The organism is Amycolatopsis coloradensis (genome assembly GCF_001953865.1).
Taxonomy (GTDB): Bacteria; Actinomycetota; Actinomycetes; order Mycobacteriales; family Pseudonocardiaceae; genus Amycolatopsis; species Amycolatopsis coloradensis.
Genome location: NZ_MQUQ01000002.1, coordinates 324274 through 342996, shown reverse-complemented (window position 1 = coordinate 342996; position 18723 = coordinate 324274). Strand labels below are relative to the sequence as shown.

Here is an 18723-nt window from a genome sequence, read left to right as displayed (position 1 = left end):
AACCGGTTCCGTGGCTGCTCTCAGCCGAAGATCGGTGAGGCGGTTCTCGGGGGAATCCGGCTCCTGTCTGCGTGCCGCGATGAAAGGCGCCGACGTCACCACGAGTCCACTGTGGACTCCAAGCCGAGTGGTGCGGCGACCGAGTCCAGGAGACAGCCCAGAAGCCTCCGTGCCGATGGGTTCTCGACCCGTGTCAGTGCGTCCGTCGCGGTCTTGCGGGCGCGATCGCCTTCCTCCGCGGCGGCTGCCAAGGCGGTCGCCAGCCTGGCACCGGTCAGCGACGAGGCCGTCAGATCCGGAATGGACAGCAGTTCGGGCAGTGCGGAGATCCGGCCGGCGAGCAAACCCGGCAAGGTCACGTCCAAGCGGGTGCGGGTGCCGCGGAGCGCCAGTACGTCCTCGGCGTGAAGGAAGACTCGCCCCAATGCTTCGCCGTAGGCCCGGAGGGGTTCCGAAGGTGCGTCGCCGAGATGGGCACCGACGCGCAGCGGGAATTCGAAGAGAGAGGAGAACACGGTGCCCGCGCCCGAACCCGAGGTCGTGGCGGTGGCCCGGAGCGCGGCGAGTTCGGTGATCCAGTCCGAGAACGTCCAGAGAATCCCGGGCTTCGCTTGTGCGATCAGCCGTGACGCCCGCCCGACGAGATAGTCCCCGGCCAGCACCGTCGTCGCCGATTCCCAGTCCACGCCCCGGACTTCACGAGGGGCGGCGGCCGGGCCGAGAAAGGCGAGGACGCCGAGGGTGGCGATTTCGATCGCGGCGGTTACCGTGGCGTGCCCGCGAGCGGGGACCTGGCCTCCCGCCAGCATCGCGCCGAAGAAGCCGAGTGCCGGCCGAGGGCGCAGGTCGTCGACGGAAGCTGTGAACATCCTTGCCAGAAACGGCCATTCGCGGCGGACGGTCGCCACGCTGACCTCATCGCAAGCGGCGAGGAACGGAAGGAGCGCCGGTCTCAGGCCCACCGGAACCGTCATCGATTCCGGCGTGGTCAGAGTCGGCACGGCTTCCGAGAGCACGATCGCCCGCCGGCTTTTGGCGAAGAACGGACTTTCGCTGCTCGCGCCGGCATTGAGGACCCGCCACGCGAGGTGATACCTGCTGGAGACGTGCCGTGCCGTTTCGAAGTAGCCGACGTAGGTCGAATCCAGCAGCCGGCTGTATTCGCGTGCGGCGCCTTCGGGATCATCCGGATGGGCCAAGATCGCGCGTGCGGCGAGCTGCCCTGACTGCATGGCGTGACTGAGCCCCTCCCCGGTGAAGGGATTGACCAGCCCGGCCGCGTCGCCCACCCGCAGCCCCGCCTCGTCGACGGCCCCGCCCGGACCGAACCCGGCGTACAGTGGCCCGGTCGCGGCGGGTCCGGCCGCTCGGAGATTCGCCAAGGCCGGTTCGAATTCGCTGAGGGCGGCGAAAGCCTCGTCCAGCAAAGCATCCGGTGTCACATCGCCGAATGCCGTCGCCCCCACGGCACAGCCACCGGGAGCCGGCGCCAGCCAGGCGCAGCGTGGATGGCCACGCGGCTCGTCGGCGGGCGGGGCGAGCATCCGGAGAAGCACCCTGCCGTCCGGTTCGGCGCCGATGAACCGCTGGACGGAGGTCAAGCCGGTGCTGTGCGGTGTCCGCCCGCGGAGATGGCCGCCTCCGCCCGCCAGGATGACATGCCCGCCCGGTCTGTCCGTTTTACCCGGCACGTACTCCGCTCCGAGGCCGGCGGCGTGTTCTCGTAAGGTGCCACACAGTTCGTCTCTGTCCACAAGGGAGTATCCGGCGTCAGGCACCGGCCGGGCGGTTTGACCGGAGACGGCGAGGGAAACCGGGAGCACCGGCCAGCGGTCCACGGCGATGCCGATCGACCGGAGGACCTCACGCGCGGGCTTGCCCAGCAACAGGTCGTGGTTCGGGATCGGATGGCTTCGACGGCAGGCCACCAGAACCCGCATCCCGCCACGTGCCAGGACGGCGGCCGCCACCGACCCGGCAGGCCCCGCACCGACGACAAGGACCTGACTCACGCCACGCCCGCCATCCCGGCCAGTTCCCACCGGGCCGGTACGTCAGGTGTCCGGTCCAGCGCCGCGGACGCCCGGCCGAGATGGACCTTCGCGAGATCGCGGGCCGAGTCGAAGCCGCCGTGCGCCGCGACCAGCGCGCACACTCTCGGAAGGTCTCCGGAGTCGAACGAGGGTGAAAGCAGCAACTCGCTCAGTTCACCGGAGGTGTTCGTGCGTAACGCGGCCAGTGTCGGCGCCCCGAAGAGCCCGAGCTGATGATCGGTTCCCGCCGGTTTGTCGTTCCCGGTGTTCTCGAGATCGAGGCAGTCGTCCAGGATTTGGAAGGCGATTCCCCAGTTGAGGCCGAATGCGCCGAGGGCGGCGATCAGCTCGTGGGCTTCTTCCCCGTCCGCGACGGATTCCAGTCCGCCCAGGCGGCAGCACAGCTGGAAGAGCACTCCGGTCTTGCGGCTGACCAGTTCGACATAGTCCGGCAACGACAACTCGGTGTCGAAGGCACGCTCGACGTCGAGCAGTTCTCCGTACGCGAGCTCGGAGACGGTCCGGCTGACCGCTACAGCGACGTCCTCGCCGATTTCGGCGGCCTCGGTCCCCGCGGCGCCGAGACAGGCGAGTCCGGCGAGGACCGCGATCTCCGGCCCGGCGACCTCGTGCGCGGCGGGCCCGCCCCGGCGGATGGCGGCCCGGTCGACCACGTCGTCGTGTACCAGCGAAGCGAGGTGGACCAGTTCGACCACCGCGCCGAGCCGGGCGACCCTGAGCGGGTCGAAACGGCCGAACCCGGCGGAGACCGTCAGCATGCGTGACCTCAAGGACTTACCGGGGCGGCTGATCAACCCGCTGACGGCTTCGCGCAGTGGAGCGACGAGCCCGGAGGTGAGTCGTTCCAGCCGGGTCTGCACGGGATCGCTCATCCGGAGGAGAACCGGTAGGTGCCGTCGATGTCCAGTCCCGGAACGGTCCTCAGATTCGTCATCACCCGCCGGTACACGGCCAGATCGTTCATGTAGTCCAGCAACTGCTGCCGGTTCTTCCCGGCCGCGGGCTGGATGACGTCGTCGAACAACACCCACAGCGCCTGCTTTTCCGCCGCGGTGACGAGGTCGGGCGCCAGGCCCGCGAACATCGCCTTGATGTCGTCGATGTACTCCTGGGTGAGCGAGACCGTCGAGGCCGGATCGGTCAGCACCGACTCGGCGAGCGCGCGGTACTTGCCGTAGTAACGGCGGGCTTCCTCGATCTCCTCCGGGGTGGCGCCCGCCGTTTCCGCCCGGTGCACAGCCAGGTCGAGATTCTTGTAGACCAGCTGCACGACGACGTTTCCGACGAGACTCTCACCGAAGAACTCATCTCGTGCCTTGTCGGCCAGTGCATTGTCGCCCGCCAACGGCAGGTCGTAGTACGCCCCGGCGGAACCGAGCAACCGGCAGGCGATCGAAGGCAACGGGGTGAACGTCCTTCCGTTCCCGCCTTCACAAGCGATCGCGCCCGAGTCTCCGGCGAGGGAAAACCTTTGCGCGTAGATGAGATCCGTGAAGTAGTAGCCGTCGACGGAGACTCTCGCGGTCGTGTCGAGCACGACGCTGGAGGTGTAGCCAGAGGTACGGCCGACCTTCTCGATGCGGCGTCCTTCGGTGGCGATGGCGGTGGCGGCCGGGCTGAGCAGCTCGACGTTCAAGCGCGACAGAACGGTGTCGATCTTGGCCAGGAACGTGCCTCCGTGCGCGCTGGCGAGGAACGCGAGACCGATCGCCGGATGGGTCGCCGAGATCGGCGCCATCAGATTGCGCACCACCGTGGAACTCACGCCGATACCGGGCGAAAGCTCGGCGATCGCGGCGTCCGCGGTGTTCGGTTCGCCTTTCGTCAGCGGGATGAAGCGTTTGAGCCGCGCGATCGTGCTCCCGGCGTCGCCGCCGTCCGACGGTGCGGGCTGGATGATCGCCGAGTCGGGCGGGCCTTCGGTGCCGGCGAGCACGTGGCCCGCGGAAAGGACGCAAAGGGTGCCGTCCGTCTTGTCCCGCACGAGGCAGCCGAGGGTGCCGAGGGTGCCGTCGGCGAGTGACCCCAGGCTCGCGCCCTGCAACGGCGGGCGAAGTCTGTCCGTGATCGGCCCAGGGAAAGCCGCGCCGCCGCCGGAAAAATGGAACTCGCCGGTCTCCACGACGTCGACGCCGTAGCGAGAACCGTCCACCTCCACCGTGCTCGGCAGCAACCGGGAACGGGAGATCAGCACGGCTCGCCGTTTCTTGGCCACCAGCGCGATCACTACCGGTTCAGAGGTCAGGACGCCGTCGCGCGTGCGAAAACCCTTGGTCACCCCGACCACGTTCGGGTCGGCCAGGTGGTCGTCCGCGAACCGCGTTTTCGCGACATCCAGCGCCTTCGAGGTCCGGGCGGTCATGAACACGTCAGCGCACCTCGATGGTCGCGATCAGGGGGTCCTGGTCAGGGGGTATCAGGTCGGCCTGGCTGGCCAGCTGATGAGGGACGCCCGTCTTGACGTCGTAGAGGGTGGTCACCCCGGTGACGCGCCGATCAACGGTGATCCGCATCAGGCCGGGATTCCTTGCCGCCGGAGGGGTTCCAGGGCCGGTGAGAGTGGCCGTCCCGGTGAACACGAATTCGACCTGGGTGGACGGGACCTCGGTCCGCGGGAACTGGACGGTGACCGGGAAACGACCGGACAGGCCACGCGCGTCCGTCACCACGACCGTCAGGTCGAACACCGCGGAGACCATGTCGCATCCGGTGCTCCTGACCACCGGGCCGACGTTTTTGTCGCAGGTCGCCTGCACGATGACGGGACCGATCGCGACCGGTTTTCCATAGCCGATCGTCGCGGGGATCCCGGAGATCACCCGGACCGGCATCAACGGGAAGTTGCTGCTCGGCCGGATCAGCTTCCAGGTGAGTTCCTTGAAACCGTCTGCCGAAGCCGTTTCGGCAACCGTTCCCCGCAGGCCCGTCAGGCCGGCCAGCACGACGGCGCCGCGCAGAGCGGTGCGCCGGTTGAATACCGGATTCATTGTGTTCCCCCCGGAAAAGATCCTCACCGGAGGATACCCAGTTCGGTTTATCCGGCACAAGGCATACTGCGATCACCGTTGTTTGAGTACTTCCGGGATCGGATTTGTCGAATTGTGAGCACGGCGAATATGCCGCTGAATGGACGATTGCCTCAGTGCGCCGCAGGTGCGGACGTCATCCGGCGGGCGGTGTCGCGTTGGGACACTCCCGTTCCGGCGTCCGGGGCAGGCCGACCTGGTTGACACCGAAGCAGACCTGGTTGCCCGGGCCCGAGGACATGCCGCTCAGCAACGAGTCGAGGTTCTCCTTGACGCCGCAGCCGACGAACCTGGGCAGCGTGAAGCCCCGGTACAGCGGGTCGGGCGAGTCGGGGTCGGTCCGCAGGACACCGCCGTATGCCGTGTCGTACTTCGTTCCCCGCAGATTCAGTTCGAGCGGTTCGGCCGTCACGCAGTTGTCCCCGACACCGAGGTCGACGCCGTTGACGGTGATGTTGCTCAGCCTGCCGTAGCCCAGGACCCTGACGGTCGCGGTCGAGCTGCCGTCGGGTTCGGAGATCACGGTCCCGGCGGCGTCGATGAGGGTGTTGCCGGTGCGGTAGTCGGTCGGCAGCAACTCCATCGTCCCGCTGATCGGCAAGAAGCCGAAGCCGAGCAGGTTCAGCTTGCTCGGCGGCTGGAGCGCGGTGCCGCTGATCTCGCTCGTCGTCCGGTCGAGGTAGACGGTCCAGATCGCGTTAAACATGAACCCGGGCTTCAGCCGGGCGACCGCGCCGACCTTGCTGATCGTGGCCGTGTTGACCAGTTCGAACGGCAGCAGCGGGATGACGATGATGTTCGGGTCCGGCGGGTCGCCCGCGGCGCGGGGATCGCCTTGCCGCTTCTGTTCACCCGGTTTCCTGGTCCCCGGTTCGGTCCCCTTCAGCGGCAGCAGTGCGACGCTGCCGAGTGTCGCGTCCTGGCCGGGAGCCTGCGTGCAGGTGATCGGCTTGAACGGGGCCGGGGCGGCGGGGACGGTCAGCGCCAGGGACGGCGCGCCCGTCGACAGCTGAAGTTCGCCTTCGACGGTCATCACGATGTCGGGGACCTTGCCTGTCGCGACCAGGCTCAGGTCACCGGTGACGGGCACCTTGGTCGCCGGGATCGTGAGGGTCACCGGGACCGGGGTCTTCTTGTCCGCACGCGTCGCCGTGAGTTCGACGGCGGCGGCGCCCTCGATCTCGGTCCCCTCGCCGAGCGCCCCCGCGGGGATGGTGAACGTGAGAGAGAAGTCCTTGAGCTGTACGGGCTTTCCGGTGGCGACGATCTTCGGCAGAGTGGCTTTGGTGTCCACTGTGACCGGTCGCGCACCGACCGGATCCGGGAAGACACAGGTGTTCGCCAGGCTCTTGTGCGTGGAATCGGCGCCCTGCGACGGCGCTACGGGCGGAGCCGACGGATCGGTCGCGGCCGAGGAGGCCAGGGCGCCGTTCACCCCCACCAGCAGAATGACGCCCGCCAGAACGGGAAACCTCCCGAGTGCTCGGCGAACCTGCTGTCCCATGGGGGTCCTTTCGTGTCATGCGATGGAGCCCGTGCGGGGCGGGCGTCCCCGCCCCGCACGGATGGTTCATCAGGTGATGGTGATCGACGGGCTGAACGCGCGGTTCTGCGCCGGGTTGGTGTTCTTCACGGTGCAGTTGAAGTTCCAAGCGGTCCAGGTGCCGTCCTTCTTGTGGAAGTCCAGCGGCGCGTTGATCGTGGTGCCGAGCGACGCGGTCGCCGAGCCGGGGGCACCGGCGGTGAATGTCGGGACGCCGGTGCCCGCGTCCTGGACGATGTTGAACGTCCGGGGGCCGGGCACGTACGGGTTGACCTGCGTCGGGACGTTCAGGTTCGTCACCGTCGCCGAAGTCGGGGTGGCGTTGGTGATGGTGATCGGCATGTTGGCCTTGCCTCGGACGCCGTCGTAGTTGGCGGCGTTGAGCAGGGCGTTGATGGTGGCGTTGATGGTCGCGCTGCCCGAGATGTTCGTGGGCGTGGCGGTGGCGCCCGAGGCGATCGACGTCGGGCCGTCGAACTGGGCCTTCACGTCCAGCTGCTGCTGGCCGATGCCGGGGAAGTTGCACATGTACGCGACCGTGCCGGTGGCATAGGTGGTCGCGGCGGCGGCCGTGCCGGCGGTGAGCACGGCGACCGCTCCCATCACGATGCCGGTGGTGGCGACGCCTGCTGACAACTTGCCGAGTCTGCGGGACATACCTGTCATCTCCTTTGATCCAGTTTACGTCTCGGGCGGCTTTCCCCATGCGCCTTTCGGCGGATTATTCTGATCAAATATGCTCGACTTGAGCGGCTTTCTCGAGTGGTGGGGTAAACCGAGGTTACCCGCGAGTTATGAACGTAACAAGGATTCATGTCGACAGGTTTCGGGGTGGGTGAGGAGCCTGTTCTTTCTTGTCAGCTGTCGCTGAATACGATTATGAAGTTTGTCCGAGGATGACAAAGACGGGGCCGGTCGGCGGAGCCGGGTTAACATTTCGCGCATGCCTTCAGACAATCGACGATCCATGACACGGCGCGTGACGAGTAGTGCGATAACCGTAATGATCGCCACGGTTTCCCTTTCCGGCGTCGCCCACGCCGTGTCCATCGGCGAACCGCGGCCGTGGGGCAGCAACGACTACGCGCAGGGGCAGGGCTCTGTGCCCGCGTCGGCGCTCGGCGCCAGCGCGGTGTCCGCGGGGGCGCTCACCCATCTCGCCCTCAAGAACGGTGGTGTGATCGCCTGGGGCAACAACAGCTACCAGCAGACCGATGTCCCGGCCGCGGCCACGTCGGGAGTCTCGGCGATCGCGGCGGGCTGGGCGCACGAGCTGGCGCTCAAGAACGGCGGCGTCATCGCCTGGGGCAACGGTTTCTACGGCCAGAACGTCGTGCCTGCCGCCGCCACCGCCGGTGTCACCGCGATCTCCACCAGCGCTTACTTCAATCTGGCGCTCAAGAACGGCGGCGTGCTGAGCTGGGGTTCGCGAACCGTGGTCCCCGCGACGGTTTCCTCGGGCGTCACGGCGATTTCCGCCGGTGGCGATCACGGGCTCGCGCTGAAGAACGGCGGGGTGATCGGCTGGGGAAGCAACGGAAAGGGTCAGATCACGGTACCCGCGGCGGCGACGTCCGGAGTCAGCTCTGTTTCGGCAGGACTCCGGCACAGCATCGCGCTGAAGAACGGCGGCGTCATCGCGTGGGGAGACAACTCCGCCGGCCAGGCCACGGTTCCGCCGGAGGCGCAGTCCGGCGTCGTCGCCATCGACGCGGGTTTCAACCACAACGTCGCGCTGAAGTCCGACGGGAGCGTCTTCGCCTGGGGCAGCAACGTGAAGCAGGAAAGCAGGGACACCAGCTCGGAACCACCGACGGACTTCTGGAAGTTCTCCGGCGTCTGCGCCCCGGTCTACGCCATTTCCGCGGGTGACAGCACCGGGATTGCCCTGGTGGACCCTGCCGCGCCGTACTTCTGCTGACCCTCTCGTGAGGAAGGTTTGCTTCGACCAACGGAGGATCGGGGACGTCGAGTGTCCTCAATCCTCCGTTGATCAAAGCTTGAGACCGAACCTGTCCATCCAAGCACGGGTGATGTCCGTCGGATCACGCGAAACCGCCATCCGAGCACCAGTACGTACCTAAGACACGGTCGGCTCTAACCGTCCTTACCGCTCACGAGCGTCAGGACAGGTTCGACTTCATGCTCAGGTTGATCGTGTTGCCCGGACCGGAGATCAACGCGCCCAGCGCGAGGTCGTTGATGAAGCAGTCCTTGAACTCGGGGATGGTGAACACACCCGACGAGGGGATCGTCTCGGCGAACAGGTCCACGTTCTTCGACACCAGGGTGAGGTCGAGCGGTTTGACGGTCTTGCAGGCGTTCGGCACCGTCGGGAGCGGGACGACCGGCCAGAACAGGCCGACCACGATGTTGTCGATCAGCATGTTCGCCTGCGAGTGGGTGGTCAGATCGCCGTTGGCCAGCGTGCCGGTGACCGGGCCGGTCGGCTCGATCCGCACCCGGGCCTTGATCTTGAAGACGCCCGAGACCAGCGAGATGTTCGCCGTCGAGGGCGGCAGGGACAGGTCGCCTCTGATCCCGACGTTGTCACCGTCGATGACGAGGGCGCCGTTGAGCTGACCGGGGCCGAGGTCGAGGGAGCCGCCGGTCTTCTTGACCACGGTCTTCCCGGTGACGGTGTAGGACACCGGGATCTCCACCGGGTCGTCCGCCAGGGCGGGACTGGCGGCGAGACTGCCCGCCACGGCGATCGCGGAGGTCAGCGCGACGACCGTGCCGAGACGGCGACGAGCGGTTTTCGGGCGCGTTCGACCGAACATGGGATTCTCCTCGTTTTCTCTCCTGTTTTATAACGCGGACGAAAGGGGGAATGCCCGGTTTGTCACCGGGGGATGAGGTCGGTGATGACCCAGGATTCACCTTCGCGTTCGGCAGTGACCGAAAGCTGGGCCGCTGCCGTCGTCGAAGAATTGTTGTCGGCCCGGGTCGCCGCTTGATCGAGGAATACCAGCAGTCGCGCTTTACCGCCGCCGAGTTCCTGGACGGCAGATGAGGAGACGCGAGTGGTGAGGATGAGTTTCTGTGCCGGAGCCTTTTCCCTGACTTGGGCGAACAACAGGTTGTACGACTCCAGCGCCTTACCTCTCAGCGCCGAAGCGGCCGCCTTTTCGGTGACGTCGGTCCGGTCGTAGGAATAGGAAAAGACCTTGTCGAGCGCCACCGTCACCGCGGAGTTCACCTCGGCTGTCGTGCCGGCATCGGTGAGCGCGGTGTTGGCCGCCGACGGCGCCGCCGAGATCGACCGCGCCTCCAGCGTGAACCAGACGCCCGCCGCCACCAGCACGGCGGCCGCGACCAGCAGGATCAGCGAGACTTTCAGCCGGCGGGACGGCTTCTCGGCGACCTCGTCGGCGACGACTTCGGGCTCGGTGACGGCGTCCGCGTCGGTGTCGGCCGTGGCGGTCATCGCGCACCCACCGGGAGCTGGTCGAGCGCGCTGAGCTTCCAGCCTTCGCCGGTCCGGGTCAGCCCGGCGGCGAACCGGTTGCGTTTCGTCGTCGGCGCCGCGCCTTCCCTCGCCATCGTGATCTCCACCGAAGCCAGCATCTTGGCCGTTCCCGCGTGGTCGTCCAGTTCGCTGATCGCCGCGTCGAGCACCTTGCCCGTCGAGACCGTCGCGTTCTTGGTCAGCGTCTGCTTCGTCGCGTCGTCGGTCTTGCCGAGCTGATCGCGCAGCGGGCCGGTCGACGCGGCGAGCCAGTCGGCGACGCCCTGGTCGATCCGGTGGTGGTCGAGACTGGTCAGGCGGGCGACGAGTTCACGTCCGGTCTTCAGCGCGTCGTCGCGCGAGTTCCCGTAGGACACGGCCTCGGAGCCGGTCGCGGTGAACCAGGTGTACCCGGCCCATCCCGCGAACGCGCAGGCCGCGGTGAACACGGCGATCGCGATCTTCAGTTGCGCAGCCACAACATCTCCTCGAGGCTGGTGGACGTCGGCTGGCCGTCGGCGCCGAACCCGCCGGGCACGGCGGCGGGCGGGACGCCGCCCTTCGGCGCGTTCTGCGAACCGCGGACCGAACTCGGGTTGCCCTTTTCGAGCGTGCACGCGGCACCGGTGTTGAACGGCAGCGTCGAAAGATCCCTGCTGTCGCGGATCTTCGTGCCCCCGTAGCCCTTCGTGCACGGCATCGGGTCGAAAAAGGTCAGGACCAGGCCGATCTTCGCGGACTGGTCGTCGACCGACGCGTCGACCGCCGACACCGCCTTCGGGGTGTTGATCAGCAGCTGCCGCAGGCCGTCGGTGCGCGCGGAGAACACCTGCGACGTGGTGAGCAGGTTCGCCAGCAGGATCGGCAACCCCGGCTCGTTGTCCCGCAGCAGCCCGGAGAGCTGGGTCGCCGCGCCGGGCGCGGTCGCGATCAGGGTGCGGAGGTCACCGTCCGAACGGGACAGCTGTTCGGCGAACTGTTTGGCGTTGTGGCTGAACTGCCGCCACGCCTGCGACGAGTCGACCTGGGTCTTCAGCACGGTCGAGCCGTCGGTGAGCAGTTTCTCCGTCTGCGGCAGGTGGTTCGCGGCCTGCTTGGTGAAGTCGGTGGTGGAATCGAGCAGTACCTGGAGGTTCGCGCCGGAACCACGCAGAGCGTTGTCGAGTTCGTCGACGACGGTCCGAAGATCTTCGGTCGGCACGGACGCGGTCAGCGAGTCCAGGTCGGTCAGCAGATGCTGCACCGGCAGCGGAACGCTCGTCGCCTCACGCGGGATGACCGAACCTTCGGCGAGGAACGGGCCGTAACCGGTCCGCGGCTGCAGGTCGACGTATTGCTCGCCGACCGCGGACCGGTTCGCCACGACCGCCCGCGAGTTCGCGGGGATCGGCGGCGCGTCGTCGTCGATCAGCAGGTCCGCTTCCATGCCACCGGCGGTGAGCCGCAGTTCGCCGACCCGGCCGACGGCGACGCCGCGGTAGGTCACCTCGCCGTTGGTGAACAGGCCGCCGCCGTCGGTCAGCGCGAGCTTCACGGTGTATCCGCTCGCCCCGAAAAGCCGGTCGAGCCCCGCGTAGTTGGCCCCGACGAACGCCGTCGTGGCCAACGCGATGACGACGAACGCGATCACCTGGATCCGGATACGGGCGGTGAGCATCAGCTACCTCCGGAGGACGGCAGCGGCAGTGTCGGGAGTCCCGGCGGGACACCTTCGCCCGGCGGCGGGAGTTCGACGCCCGGTGCGGGGAGCATCGTGATGTAGGCGTTCAGGTAGTCGCCCTTGATCCCGTCCAGCACGGCGTCGGTGAAGGGGAACGTCGGCAGGATCTCCAGCGACCGGGGCAGGCTCTGGCCGGCGTCGGCCAGCCGCTTGAGGATCGGCGCGAGCGCGGTCAGATCGGCGACGAGGTCGTCCCGGCTCTTCTTGATCACGTCGACACCGACGCCGGAGAGCTGGTCGAGCGCTTGCAGCATCGAGACCAGCTGGGTGCGCTGGTCGGAAAGGCTCTTGAGACCGGGGGTGAGGTCGGTGAGCGCGCTTTCGACCTGCTTTTTCCGGTTTGCCAGCGTCGTCGAGAGCTGGTTGAGCCCGTCGAGCGCCGAGGTGATGTCGGTGCGGTGCGTGTCCAGATTGGACACCAGTTGTTCCACGGTGGACAGGAACGAGCGGATCTCCTCCTCGTTGCCGTCCATCACCTTCGACAGTTCGCGGTTGATGGTCTGCAACTGGCCGATGCCACCGCCGTTGAGCAGCAGGGACAGCGCGCCGAAGATCTCCTCGAACTCGGGGTTGCGGTTCGTGCTCGCGACGGGGATGGTCGCGCCGTCGCCCAGCCTGCCCTCGGCCTTCGCCGCGCTCGGCGCGAGTTCGATGAACTTCTCGCCGAGCAGGCTGGATTGCCGCAGCCGTGCGAGGGCGTTGGCGGGCAGGAGGACGTCGCCGTTGACCACCAGGACGGTTTCGGCCGTCCAGCCGTCATCGCCGAGCCGGATGGTCTCGACGCGGCCGACCGGGACGTCGCCCACCTTCACCGCGGCCTGCGGTACCAAGTCGAGCACGTCGGCGAACTGCACGGTCACCCGGTACGGATGGTCGCCGATGTCCGCGCCGCCGGGAAGCGGCAGGTCGTAGACGCCCTTGAAGTCGCTGGAGCAGCCGGTGAGCGCGACGCAGCAGGCGGCGAGTACGGCGATGACGCGTTTCCCGGTCATCAGCGCCCCCCGACGTAGGTGTCGCCGGTGGGGGGAAGCGGGAGCGGGGCGTATTCGAGCATGTTGCCGCGGCTCTGGAGCTTCCCGGTCTCCGGGTCGAGGGCTTCGAGCACGTTCGTCACCGCCAGCGGGATCGTGTCGAGGGTTTCGGCCAGCGCTGCGCGTTTGTCGACCAACGTCCCGGTGGTCACCGCGAGCTTGTCCACATTGGACTTGATCAGCGCGCGGTTGTCACGGATGAACTTCTGGATCTCGGCCAGCGCGCCGCCGAGCCCGTTGAGGGCGCGGGCGAGTTCGTCCTTGTTCTGTGCGAGGGTCCCGGTGACCGAGGCGAGCTGCTTGTTGACCTCGCTGACGTTCCGGTCGTTGGTCGCCAGCATCGAGGTGAACCGCTGCAACTCGTCGACGGTGGCGAACAGGCTCTCCGAGTTCCCGGAGAGGGTCCTGGCGAGGTCGGCGAAATTGCGCACCGACTCGTTGAACGGCTTGCCGTTGCCTTGCAGGTTCTTCGCACCGGTGCGCAGCAGTTCCGAGAGCGCGCCGTCGGCGTTCGCCCCCTTCGGCCCGAGTGCCTTGGCGAGGGTGTCGAGGCTGGAGTAGAGCTGGTCGAGTTCCACCGGCGTGCCGGTGCGTTCGACAGGGATCACCGCGCCGTCGTCCAGCCGGTTCCCCGAGCGGGTGAGCTTGGTGAACTGGACGTACCGGTCGGCCACCACACTCGGCGCCACGACCAGGACGCCCGAGTCGACGGCGATCGGCGTCGAACCGTCGACGGTCAGCACGACCTTGACCTGTTCCCCTTCCGGGGCCACCGATTCGACCTGGCCGACCCGGACGCCGAGCACCCGTACGTCCGATCCACTGTAGACACCGACGGCGCGCGAGAAGTACACCGTGACGCGGTCGAGTCCGCTGCCGGAGAAGATCCACCAGAGGCCGCCGACGACGGCCAGCGCGAGTACGAGGGCGAGGGTGACGAACCTGCTGGTCATCGGCCACCTCCGGGAATCTTCGGCGTACAGGGGTCCCGGTTCTCCGGGATGAGCCCGCACAGGTAGCCGTCCACCCAGCGCCCGTTGCCGAGCGAGTTGTTCACCACGCGGAAGTACGGCGCGGCGAGTTCGAGGCTCTTGGCGAGATTGTCGTTCTGCCGCCGCAGGATGTCGGTCACCTCTCCGAGCTGGCTGAGCGCGCCGCCGAGCTGGTCCTCGTTGTCCTTCACCAGGCCCGAAAGCTGGGTGGCGAGGTCTTGCGCGCCGGTGAGCAGGTCGTGGATCGCCTGCCGCCGGTTGTCCAGTTCGGTGAGCAGGAGGTTGCCGTCCGAGAGAAGCTTGGCGAAGTCGTCGTTCGAGTTCGCGAGTGTCGTGGTGAGACCGTGCGCGTTCGACAGCAGACTGGCGAGTTCGTTGTCCCTGGTGGACACGGTCTTCGACAGCGACGTCAGCCCTTCCAGCGCCTTCCGGATGTGCTCCGGCGAGTTCTTGAACGTGTCGCTGAGCGTGGTGAAGCTCTCCGCGAGCTGCTCGGTGTCGATCGCGCCCGCGGTGTCGGCCAGCCCGTTGAACGCCTCGGTGACGTCGTAGGGCGTCACGGTCCGGGTGCGCGGGATGACCTGCTTCGGGTTCTGCACCGTCTCGCCGGTCGGGCGCAGCGAGAGGAACTTCCGGCCCAGCAAGGTCTTGATCTTGATCTCGGCGGCGGTCTTGTCGCCGACCCACGCGTCCTTGACCCGGAAGCTGACCACCACATGGTCTTCGGCCAGCGCGACGTCGCTCACTTCGCCGACCTTGATCCCGGCGATGCGGACTTCGTCGTCTTCCTGCAACCCGGCCGCTTCGGAGAACTCGGCCTGGTAGGTGGTTCCGGAGCCGATGATCGGAAGCTCCTGGTAATTGAGCGTCGCGGCCAGCAGCCCGGCCGCGACGACGCTGCCGACGAGCCCGATGACGATCGGATTCCGTTCCTTGAAGGGTTTCACGACGTGCACCTCTCCGCCGTCGCCGGAGTCCCGCGGGGAGGGGTGCTCCGGAGGACGGCCGAGCACAGGTAGAAGTTCATCCACGAGCCGTAGGAGCTGATCCGCCCCAGTTCGTTCAGCTTCCGCGGGAGGACGGTGAGGGACTGCTCGACGTCCGCCTTGCCCTTCACGAGCTGCCCGGAGAGCAGGCCGAGACCTTCGATGCTGTCCTTGAGCGGCTTCCTGCCCTGTTCGAGCAGACCGGCCGTCGCGGTGGTGAGGTCCGCGATCCCCGAGACCGCTTCCCCGATCTGGGTACGGTCACCGGCGAGGCCGGACACCAGTTCCCGCAGCGTCGAGACCAAAGTGTACAGTGCGTCGCCCTTGCCGTTGATGGTCTTCAGTACCGTGTCCAGATTCGTGATCACGTCCCCGATCACCTTGTCGCGGCCGGCGAGCGTGGTGGTCAGCGAACCCGTGTGCGCCAGCAGGCTTTCCACCGTGCCACCTTCGCCTTGCAGCACCTGGACGATCTCGCCGGAGAGCTGGTTGACGTCCTTGGGGGACAACGCCTGGAACAGTGGTTTGAAGCCGTTGAACAGCTCCGTGAGGTCGAGCGCGGGAGTCGTGCGCTCCAGCGGGATCTCCGCTCCGGGCTCGAGGAATTCCGTGGTGCCCTTGCCGCGTTCGAGTGCGATGTAGCGCTGGCCGACCATGTTGCGGTACTTGATCACCGCGGTCACGTCGGCGGGCAGCCTGCGCTGCGAGTCGAGGGTGAACTTGATCCGGGCCAGGCTGTGGTCGGCGATCTCGAGTTCCTCGATCTGGCCGACCCGCACCCCGGAGATCCGGACGTCGTCGCCGACGTTCAGCGAGGTCGCGTCGAGGAATTTGGCGCTGTAGGCCTTGGTGTCGCCGAGGCCGGTGTTCGTGATGGACACCGCCAGCAGCACCGTGGCCAGTGTCGTGACGACGACGAAGATCAGCCCCTTGATCAAGGGGCTCACGAAGTTCCTCATCGCAGGGTCACCTCCGTGCCGCGGTAGAGCGGGCCGACGAGCACGCTGCCCCAGGCGGGGACCTGGTTGACCGGGACGCCCGCCGACGGCGCGACCAGGGTGGAGATCACTTCGCGTTCCTGCGGCGAGTTCGCCAAGCCGAGGTCACCTTCCGTACCGGGCATCGAATCGCCGCCGACGGCCGCGATTCCCTGGCTCATCAGGCCGTTCGACGGATAGCAGCGCGGTTCACCGGTGGCGTTGTAGACCGGGTCGTCCTTGCCGGGCACGTACTTTCCGCGAGGCTGGGTGACGGTGATCTCCGCGTGCAGGCCGGGTTCGTCGGTGCCCTTGCCCAGCACCTTGTCCATCTGCGGCTTCAGTTTGGCCAGCGCGTCGAGCGTGCAGGCGAAACTCGGGGAGTACTTCGCCCCGAGTTCCAGCGGTGCCCGGCTGTCGGCGGCGAGCGCGATCATGGTGGCGCGGTTGTTGACGAGGAACGTGGTGACGTGCTGGGAAGACGCCGTCACCTGCTGGTACACCGTCGCCAGTTCCGCCCGCTTCTCCTTGACGGTGTCGAGGGTGACCGCGGAGGCGCTCAACGCGTCGAGGAGATCCGGTGCGATGTCGCCGTACAGCTTCGAAACCGTAGCCAGGTCCCGGATGTTGTCGTTCAGCGCCGGGAGGTTCGGGTTGAACTGCTTGAGATAGTCCGCCGCGGTGGCCAGGGTGTCGCCGATCTGGTCGCCGCGGCCTTCCAGCGCGGTGGCGACGGTGGTCAGCGTGGTGGCGAGTTTCTGCGGCTGCACCGCCTTGAGCAGCGGCAGCAGGTTGTCGAAGACCCGTTCGAGTTCGATCGCGTTGGCCGAGCGGTCCTGGGTGATCACGTCGCCCGAGGCCAGCGACGACCCGGTCGATCCGTCCGGAATGGACAGTTGCACGTACCTCTCGCCGAACAGGGTCTTCGGCACGAGCAGCGCGGACACGTTCTTCGGCAGCTGTGAGACCTTGCCGGGCTCCATGGCCAGGTCGATCTCCGCACCCGCCGTCGTCGCGTGGACGTCGCGGATCTCGCCGACCACCACGCCCCGTGCCTTGACCTGCCCGCCGACGCGCAACTGGTTGCCGACCCGGTCCGCCTGAAGCGTCACGGGGACCGACTCGACGAAGTCCTTCTGGTAGATCTTGATCGACAGCAGCACGAGGGCGGACATCACCACGAGGAACACCACCCCGGCCGTCCTGACCCCGGCTTTGCGCAGCCCGCGCCGGCTCATCCGGCCACCTGCACCGTCGTGGTCGCGCCCCAGATCGCGAGGCTGAGGAAGAAGTCCAGCACGCTGACCGCCACGATCGCGGTCCGCACGCCGCGGCCGACCGCCACGCCGACCCCCGCCGGTCCGCCGCTCGCGCGGAAACCGTAGTAGCAGTGGGCGAGCACGATCACGACACTGAACACCAGCACCTTGCCGAACGACCAGAGCACGTCACCCGGTGGCAGGAACAACAGGAAGTAGTGGTCGTAGGTGCCCGCGGACTGGCCGTAGAACCAGACGGTGATCTGCCGCGACGCGAGATACGAGGTCAGCAGGCCGATCGCGTACAACGGGATGACCGCGAGGAAGCCCGCGATGATCCGGGTGGTCACCAGGTACGGGACGCTGGGGATGCCCATCACCTCGAGCGCGTCGATCTCCTCGGAGATCCGCATCGCGCCCAGTTGCGCGGTGAACCCGCAGCCGACGGTCGCCGACAGGGCAAGACCCGCGACGAGCGGCGCGATCTCCCGCGTGTTGAAGTACGCCGAGACGAATCCGGCGAACGCGGACGTGCCGACCTGGTTGAGCGCCGAGTACCCCTGGAGCCCGACGACCGTGCCGGTGAACACGGTCATCCCGATCATCACGCCGATCGTGCCGCCGATGACCGCCAGCGCGCCGCTGCCGAAGCTCACTTCGGCCAGCAGGCGGGTGATCTCGCGGAGGTAGCGGCGCACCGCGCGCGGGACCCAGGCGAGCGCCTTGAGGAAGAAGAGGATCTGGTCGCCGAGCGTGTCCAGGAAACCGAACCGGCGGTCCACCGCCTCGCGGACCCGCGTCGCCCGGGTGCTTGTGGGGGGAGGTGTCGTCGTGGTCATCAGCTGCCCTTCGCCGGGACGAGCTGCAGGTAAAGCGTCGTCAGCACGAGGTTCAACAGGAACAGGAGCAGGAACGTGATCACCACGGACTGGTTCACCGCGTCACCGACGCCTTTCGGGCCACCTTTGGGATTGAGCCCGCGATAAGACGCGACGATCGCCGCGACGAAACCGAAGATGACCGCTTTGATCTCACTGATCCAGAGGTCGGGCAGTTGGGCGAGAGCGGAGAAACTCGCCAGATACGCACCCGGTGTCCCGTTCTGCATGATGACGTTGAAAAAATAACCACCGAGGACGCCGACCACGCTGACCATTCCGTTGAGGAATGCGGACACCCCCATCGCGGCGAGCACCCTCGGCACGATCAGGCGCTGGATCGGGGAGACCCCGAGCACCTCCATCGCGTCGATCTCCTCGCGGATCGTGCGGGACCCGAGGTCCGCGCACATCGCCGATCCGCCGGCGCCCGCGATCAGCAGCGCCGTCACGATCGGGCTGGCCTGCTGGATGATCGCCAGCACACTGGCCGCGCCGGTGAAGGACTGCGCCCCGATCTGCGCGGTCAGCGAGCCGATGTGCAGCGCGATCACCGCGCCGAACGGGATCGCGACCAGCGCCGTCGGCAGGATCGACACACTCGCGATGAACCAGAACTGCTGGATCAGTTCGCGGGCCTGGAACGGCCGCCGGAAAGTCAGGCGGACGACGTCGAGGCCGAGTGAGTAGAGCCTGCCGGTCTCCCGGAGCGCGCCCGCGCCGGGAAATGAGGGTGCGTTAGTCCGGACGCCCACGCCGACCCTCCAGTTTTCCGGGCACGGCGAATAAACCCCAGGTTGAGCTAT

18 protein-coding genes are annotated in these 18723 nt (G+C 67.3%); 1 reads left to right on the top strand and 17 read right to left on the bottom strand.

Annotation, left to right across the window (positions count from 1 at the left end; translation table 11 throughout):
• Positions 1-95 precede the first annotated feature (95 nt).
• The 6 genes from BS329_RS03500 to BS329_RS03475 all read right to left on the bottom strand — a co-directional run bounded on the left by BS329_RS03500 (position 96) and on the right by BS329_RS03475 (position 7280).
• Entirely contained in the window at positions 96-2012 is a 1917-nt protein-coding gene (locus BS329_RS03500) for an NAD(P)/FAD-dependent oxidoreductase (protein WP_076155590.1), read from the bottom strand.
• The gene (locus BS329_RS03495) at positions 2009-2926 is read right to left on the bottom strand and encodes a polyprenyl synthetase family protein (protein ID WP_076155589.1); all 918 of its coding nucleotides are present in this window, start codon (positions 2924-2926) and stop codon (positions 2009-2011) included. The genes BS329_RS03500 and BS329_RS03495 overlap by 4 nt, the downstream gene beginning before the upstream one ends.
• The gene (locus tag BS329_RS03490) at positions 2923-4416 is read right to left on the bottom strand and encodes a chymotrypsin family serine protease (RefSeq protein ID WP_143252820.1); all 1494 of its coding nucleotides are present in this window, start codon (positions 4414-4416) and stop codon (positions 2923-2925) included. The genes BS329_RS03495 and BS329_RS03490 overlap by 4 nt, the downstream gene beginning before the upstream one ends.
• A 7-nt stretch (positions 4417-4423) precedes the next feature.
• Positions 4424-5041 (bottom strand): hypothetical protein, encoded by a 618-nt coding sequence (locus BS329_RS03485; protein ID WP_076155586.1) that lies wholly within the window; start codon positions 5039-5041, stop codon positions 4424-4426.
• A gap of 175 nt (positions 5042-5216) precedes the next feature.
• Positions 5217-6584, bottom strand: a complete 1368-nt coding sequence (locus BS329_RS03480; protein ID WP_076155584.1) for a DUF6801 domain-containing protein — start codon at positions 6582-6584, stop codon at positions 5217-5219.
• Positions 6585-6653: 69 nt separating this feature from the next.
• On the bottom strand, positions 6654-7280 hold the full coding sequence (locus BS329_RS03475) for a DUF6801 domain-containing protein (RefSeq protein ID WP_076155582.1): 627 nt from the start codon (positions 7278-7280) through the stop codon (positions 6654-6656).
• Between the two features lie 346 nt (positions 7281-7626).
• Here BS329_RS03475 and BS329_RS03470 point away from each other — a divergent pair, with 346 nt between their 5' ends.
• Positions 7627-8544: an RCC1 domain-containing protein gene (locus BS329_RS03470; protein ID WP_076155581.1), complete on the top strand. Its 918-nt coding sequence runs from the start codon at positions 7627-7629 to the stop codon at positions 8542-8544.
• 202 nt (positions 8545-8746) lie between these two features.
• Here the strand turns inward: BS329_RS03470 and BS329_RS03465 are convergent, their stop codons facing one another.
• The 11 genes from BS329_RS03465 to BS329_RS03415 form a co-directional block, all read right to left on the bottom strand.
• Positions 8747-9406 carry a hypothetical protein gene (locus BS329_RS03465; RefSeq protein WP_076155579.1) on the bottom strand — a complete coding sequence of 220 codons (660 nt, stop codon included), beginning with the start codon at positions 9404-9406 and terminating at the stop codon, positions 8747-8749.
• Between the two features lie 62 nt (positions 9407-9468).
• Entirely contained in the window at positions 9469-10053 is a 585-nt protein-coding gene (locus BS329_RS03460) for a hypothetical protein (RefSeq protein WP_076155578.1), read from the bottom strand.
• The gene (locus BS329_RS03455; protein WP_076155576.1) at positions 10050-10553 is read right to left on the bottom strand and encodes a hypothetical protein; all 504 of its coding nucleotides are present in this window, start codon (positions 10551-10553) and stop codon (positions 10050-10052) included. The genes BS329_RS03460 and BS329_RS03455 overlap by 4 nt, the downstream gene beginning before the upstream one ends.
• Positions 10538-11731, bottom strand: a complete 1194-nt coding sequence (locus tag BS329_RS03450; RefSeq protein ID WP_076155574.1) for an MCE family protein — start codon at positions 11729-11731, stop codon at positions 10538-10540. The genes BS329_RS03455 and BS329_RS03450 overlap by 16 nt, the downstream gene beginning before the upstream one ends.
• Positions 11731-12786 (bottom strand): MCE family protein, encoded by a 1056-nt coding sequence (locus BS329_RS03445; protein ID WP_076155572.1) that lies wholly within the window; start codon positions 12784-12786, stop codon positions 11731-11733. The genes BS329_RS03450 and BS329_RS03445 overlap by 1 nt, the downstream gene beginning before the upstream one ends.
• Complete coding sequence (locus tag BS329_RS03440) at positions 12786-13778, bottom strand: MCE family protein (protein WP_076155571.1); 993 nt, start codon at positions 13776-13778, stop codon at positions 12786-12788. The genes BS329_RS03445 and BS329_RS03440 overlap by 1 nt, the downstream gene beginning before the upstream one ends.
• A complete protein-coding gene (locus tag BS329_RS03435; protein WP_076155663.1) occupies positions 13775-14764 on the bottom strand; it encodes an MCE family protein in 990 nt (329 codons plus the stop codon). The genes BS329_RS03440 and BS329_RS03435 overlap by 4 nt, the downstream gene beginning before the upstream one ends.
• Complete coding sequence (locus tag BS329_RS03430) at positions 14761-15762, bottom strand: MCE family protein (protein WP_076155569.1); 1002 nt, start codon at positions 15760-15762, stop codon at positions 14761-14763. The genes BS329_RS03435 and BS329_RS03430 overlap by 4 nt, the downstream gene beginning before the upstream one ends.
• Positions 15759-17018: an MCE family protein gene (locus BS329_RS03425; protein ID WP_076155567.1), complete on the bottom strand. Its 1260-nt coding sequence runs from the start codon at positions 17016-17018 to the stop codon at positions 15759-15761. The genes BS329_RS03430 and BS329_RS03425 overlap by 4 nt, the downstream gene beginning before the upstream one ends.
• On the bottom strand, positions 17015-17878 hold the full coding sequence (locus BS329_RS03420) for an MlaE family ABC transporter permease (RefSeq protein ID WP_076155566.1): 864 nt from the start codon (positions 17876-17878) through the stop codon (positions 17015-17017). The genes BS329_RS03425 and BS329_RS03420 overlap by 4 nt, the downstream gene beginning before the upstream one ends.
• On the bottom strand, positions 17878-18672 hold the full coding sequence (locus tag BS329_RS03415; protein ID WP_076155564.1) for an MlaE family ABC transporter permease: 795 nt from the start codon (positions 18670-18672) through the stop codon (positions 17878-17880). Before BS329_RS03415 ends, BS329_RS03420 begins: the two co-directional genes overlap by 1 nt.
• Positions 18673-18723: the final 51 nt, after the last annotated feature.

What these genes read in the sequence shown, in the direction of transcription:
- BS329_RS03495 (WP_076155589.1), bottom strand. Translation starts at nt 2,926, where the DNA reads ATGAGCGATCCCGTGCAGACCCGGCTGGAACGACTCACCTCCGGGCTC.
- BS329_RS03490 (WP_143252820.1), bottom strand. Translation starts at nt 4,416, where the DNA reads ATGACCGCCCGGACCTCGAAGGCGCTGGATGTCGCGAAAACGCGGTTC.
- BS329_RS03485 (WP_076155586.1), bottom strand. Translation starts at nt 5,041, where the DNA reads ATGAATCCGGTATTCAACCGGCGCACCGCTCTGCGCGGCGCCGTCGTG.
- BS329_RS03480 (WP_076155584.1), bottom strand. Translation starts at nt 6,584, where the DNA reads ATGGGACAGCAGGTTCGCCGAGCACTCGGGAGGTTTCCCGTTCTGGCG.
- BS329_RS03475 (WP_076155582.1), bottom strand. Translation starts at nt 7,280, where the DNA reads ATGTCCCGCAGACTCGGCAAGTTGTCAGCAGGCGTCGCCACCACCGGC.
- BS329_RS03470 (WP_076155581.1), top strand. Translation starts at nt 7,627, where the DNA reads ATGATCGCCACGGTTTCCCTTTCCGGCGTCGCCCACGCCGTGTCCATC.
- BS329_RS03465 (WP_076155579.1), bottom strand. Translation starts at nt 9,406, where the DNA reads ATGTTCGGTCGAACGCGCCCGAAAACCGCTCGTCGCCGTCTCGGCACG.
- BS329_RS03460 (WP_076155578.1), bottom strand. Translation starts at nt 10,053, where the DNA reads ATGACCGCCACGGCCGACACCGACGCGGACGCCGTCACCGAGCCCGAA.
- BS329_RS03450 (WP_076155574.1), bottom strand. Translation starts at nt 11,731, where the DNA reads ATGCTCACCGCCCGTATCCGGATCCAGGTGATCGCGTTCGTCGTCATC.
- BS329_RS03445 (WP_076155572.1), bottom strand. Translation starts at nt 12,786, where the DNA reads ATGACCGGGAAACGCGTCATCGCCGTACTCGCCGCCTGCTGCGTCGCG.
- BS329_RS03440 (WP_076155571.1), bottom strand. Translation starts at nt 13,778, where the DNA reads ATGACCAGCAGGTTCGTCACCCTCGCCCTCGTACTCGCGCTGGCCGTC.
- BS329_RS03430 (WP_076155569.1), bottom strand. Translation starts at nt 15,762, where the DNA reads ATGAGGAACTTCGTGAGCCCCTTGATCAAGGGGCTGATCTTCGTCGTC.
- BS329_RS03425 (WP_076155567.1), bottom strand. Translation starts at nt 17,018, where the DNA reads ATGAGCCGGCGCGGGCTGCGCAAAGCCGGGGTCAGGACGGCCGGGGTG.
- BS329_RS03420 (WP_076155566.1), bottom strand. Translation starts at nt 17,878, where the DNA reads ATGACCACGACGACACCTCCCCCCACAAGCACCCGGGCGACGCGGGTC.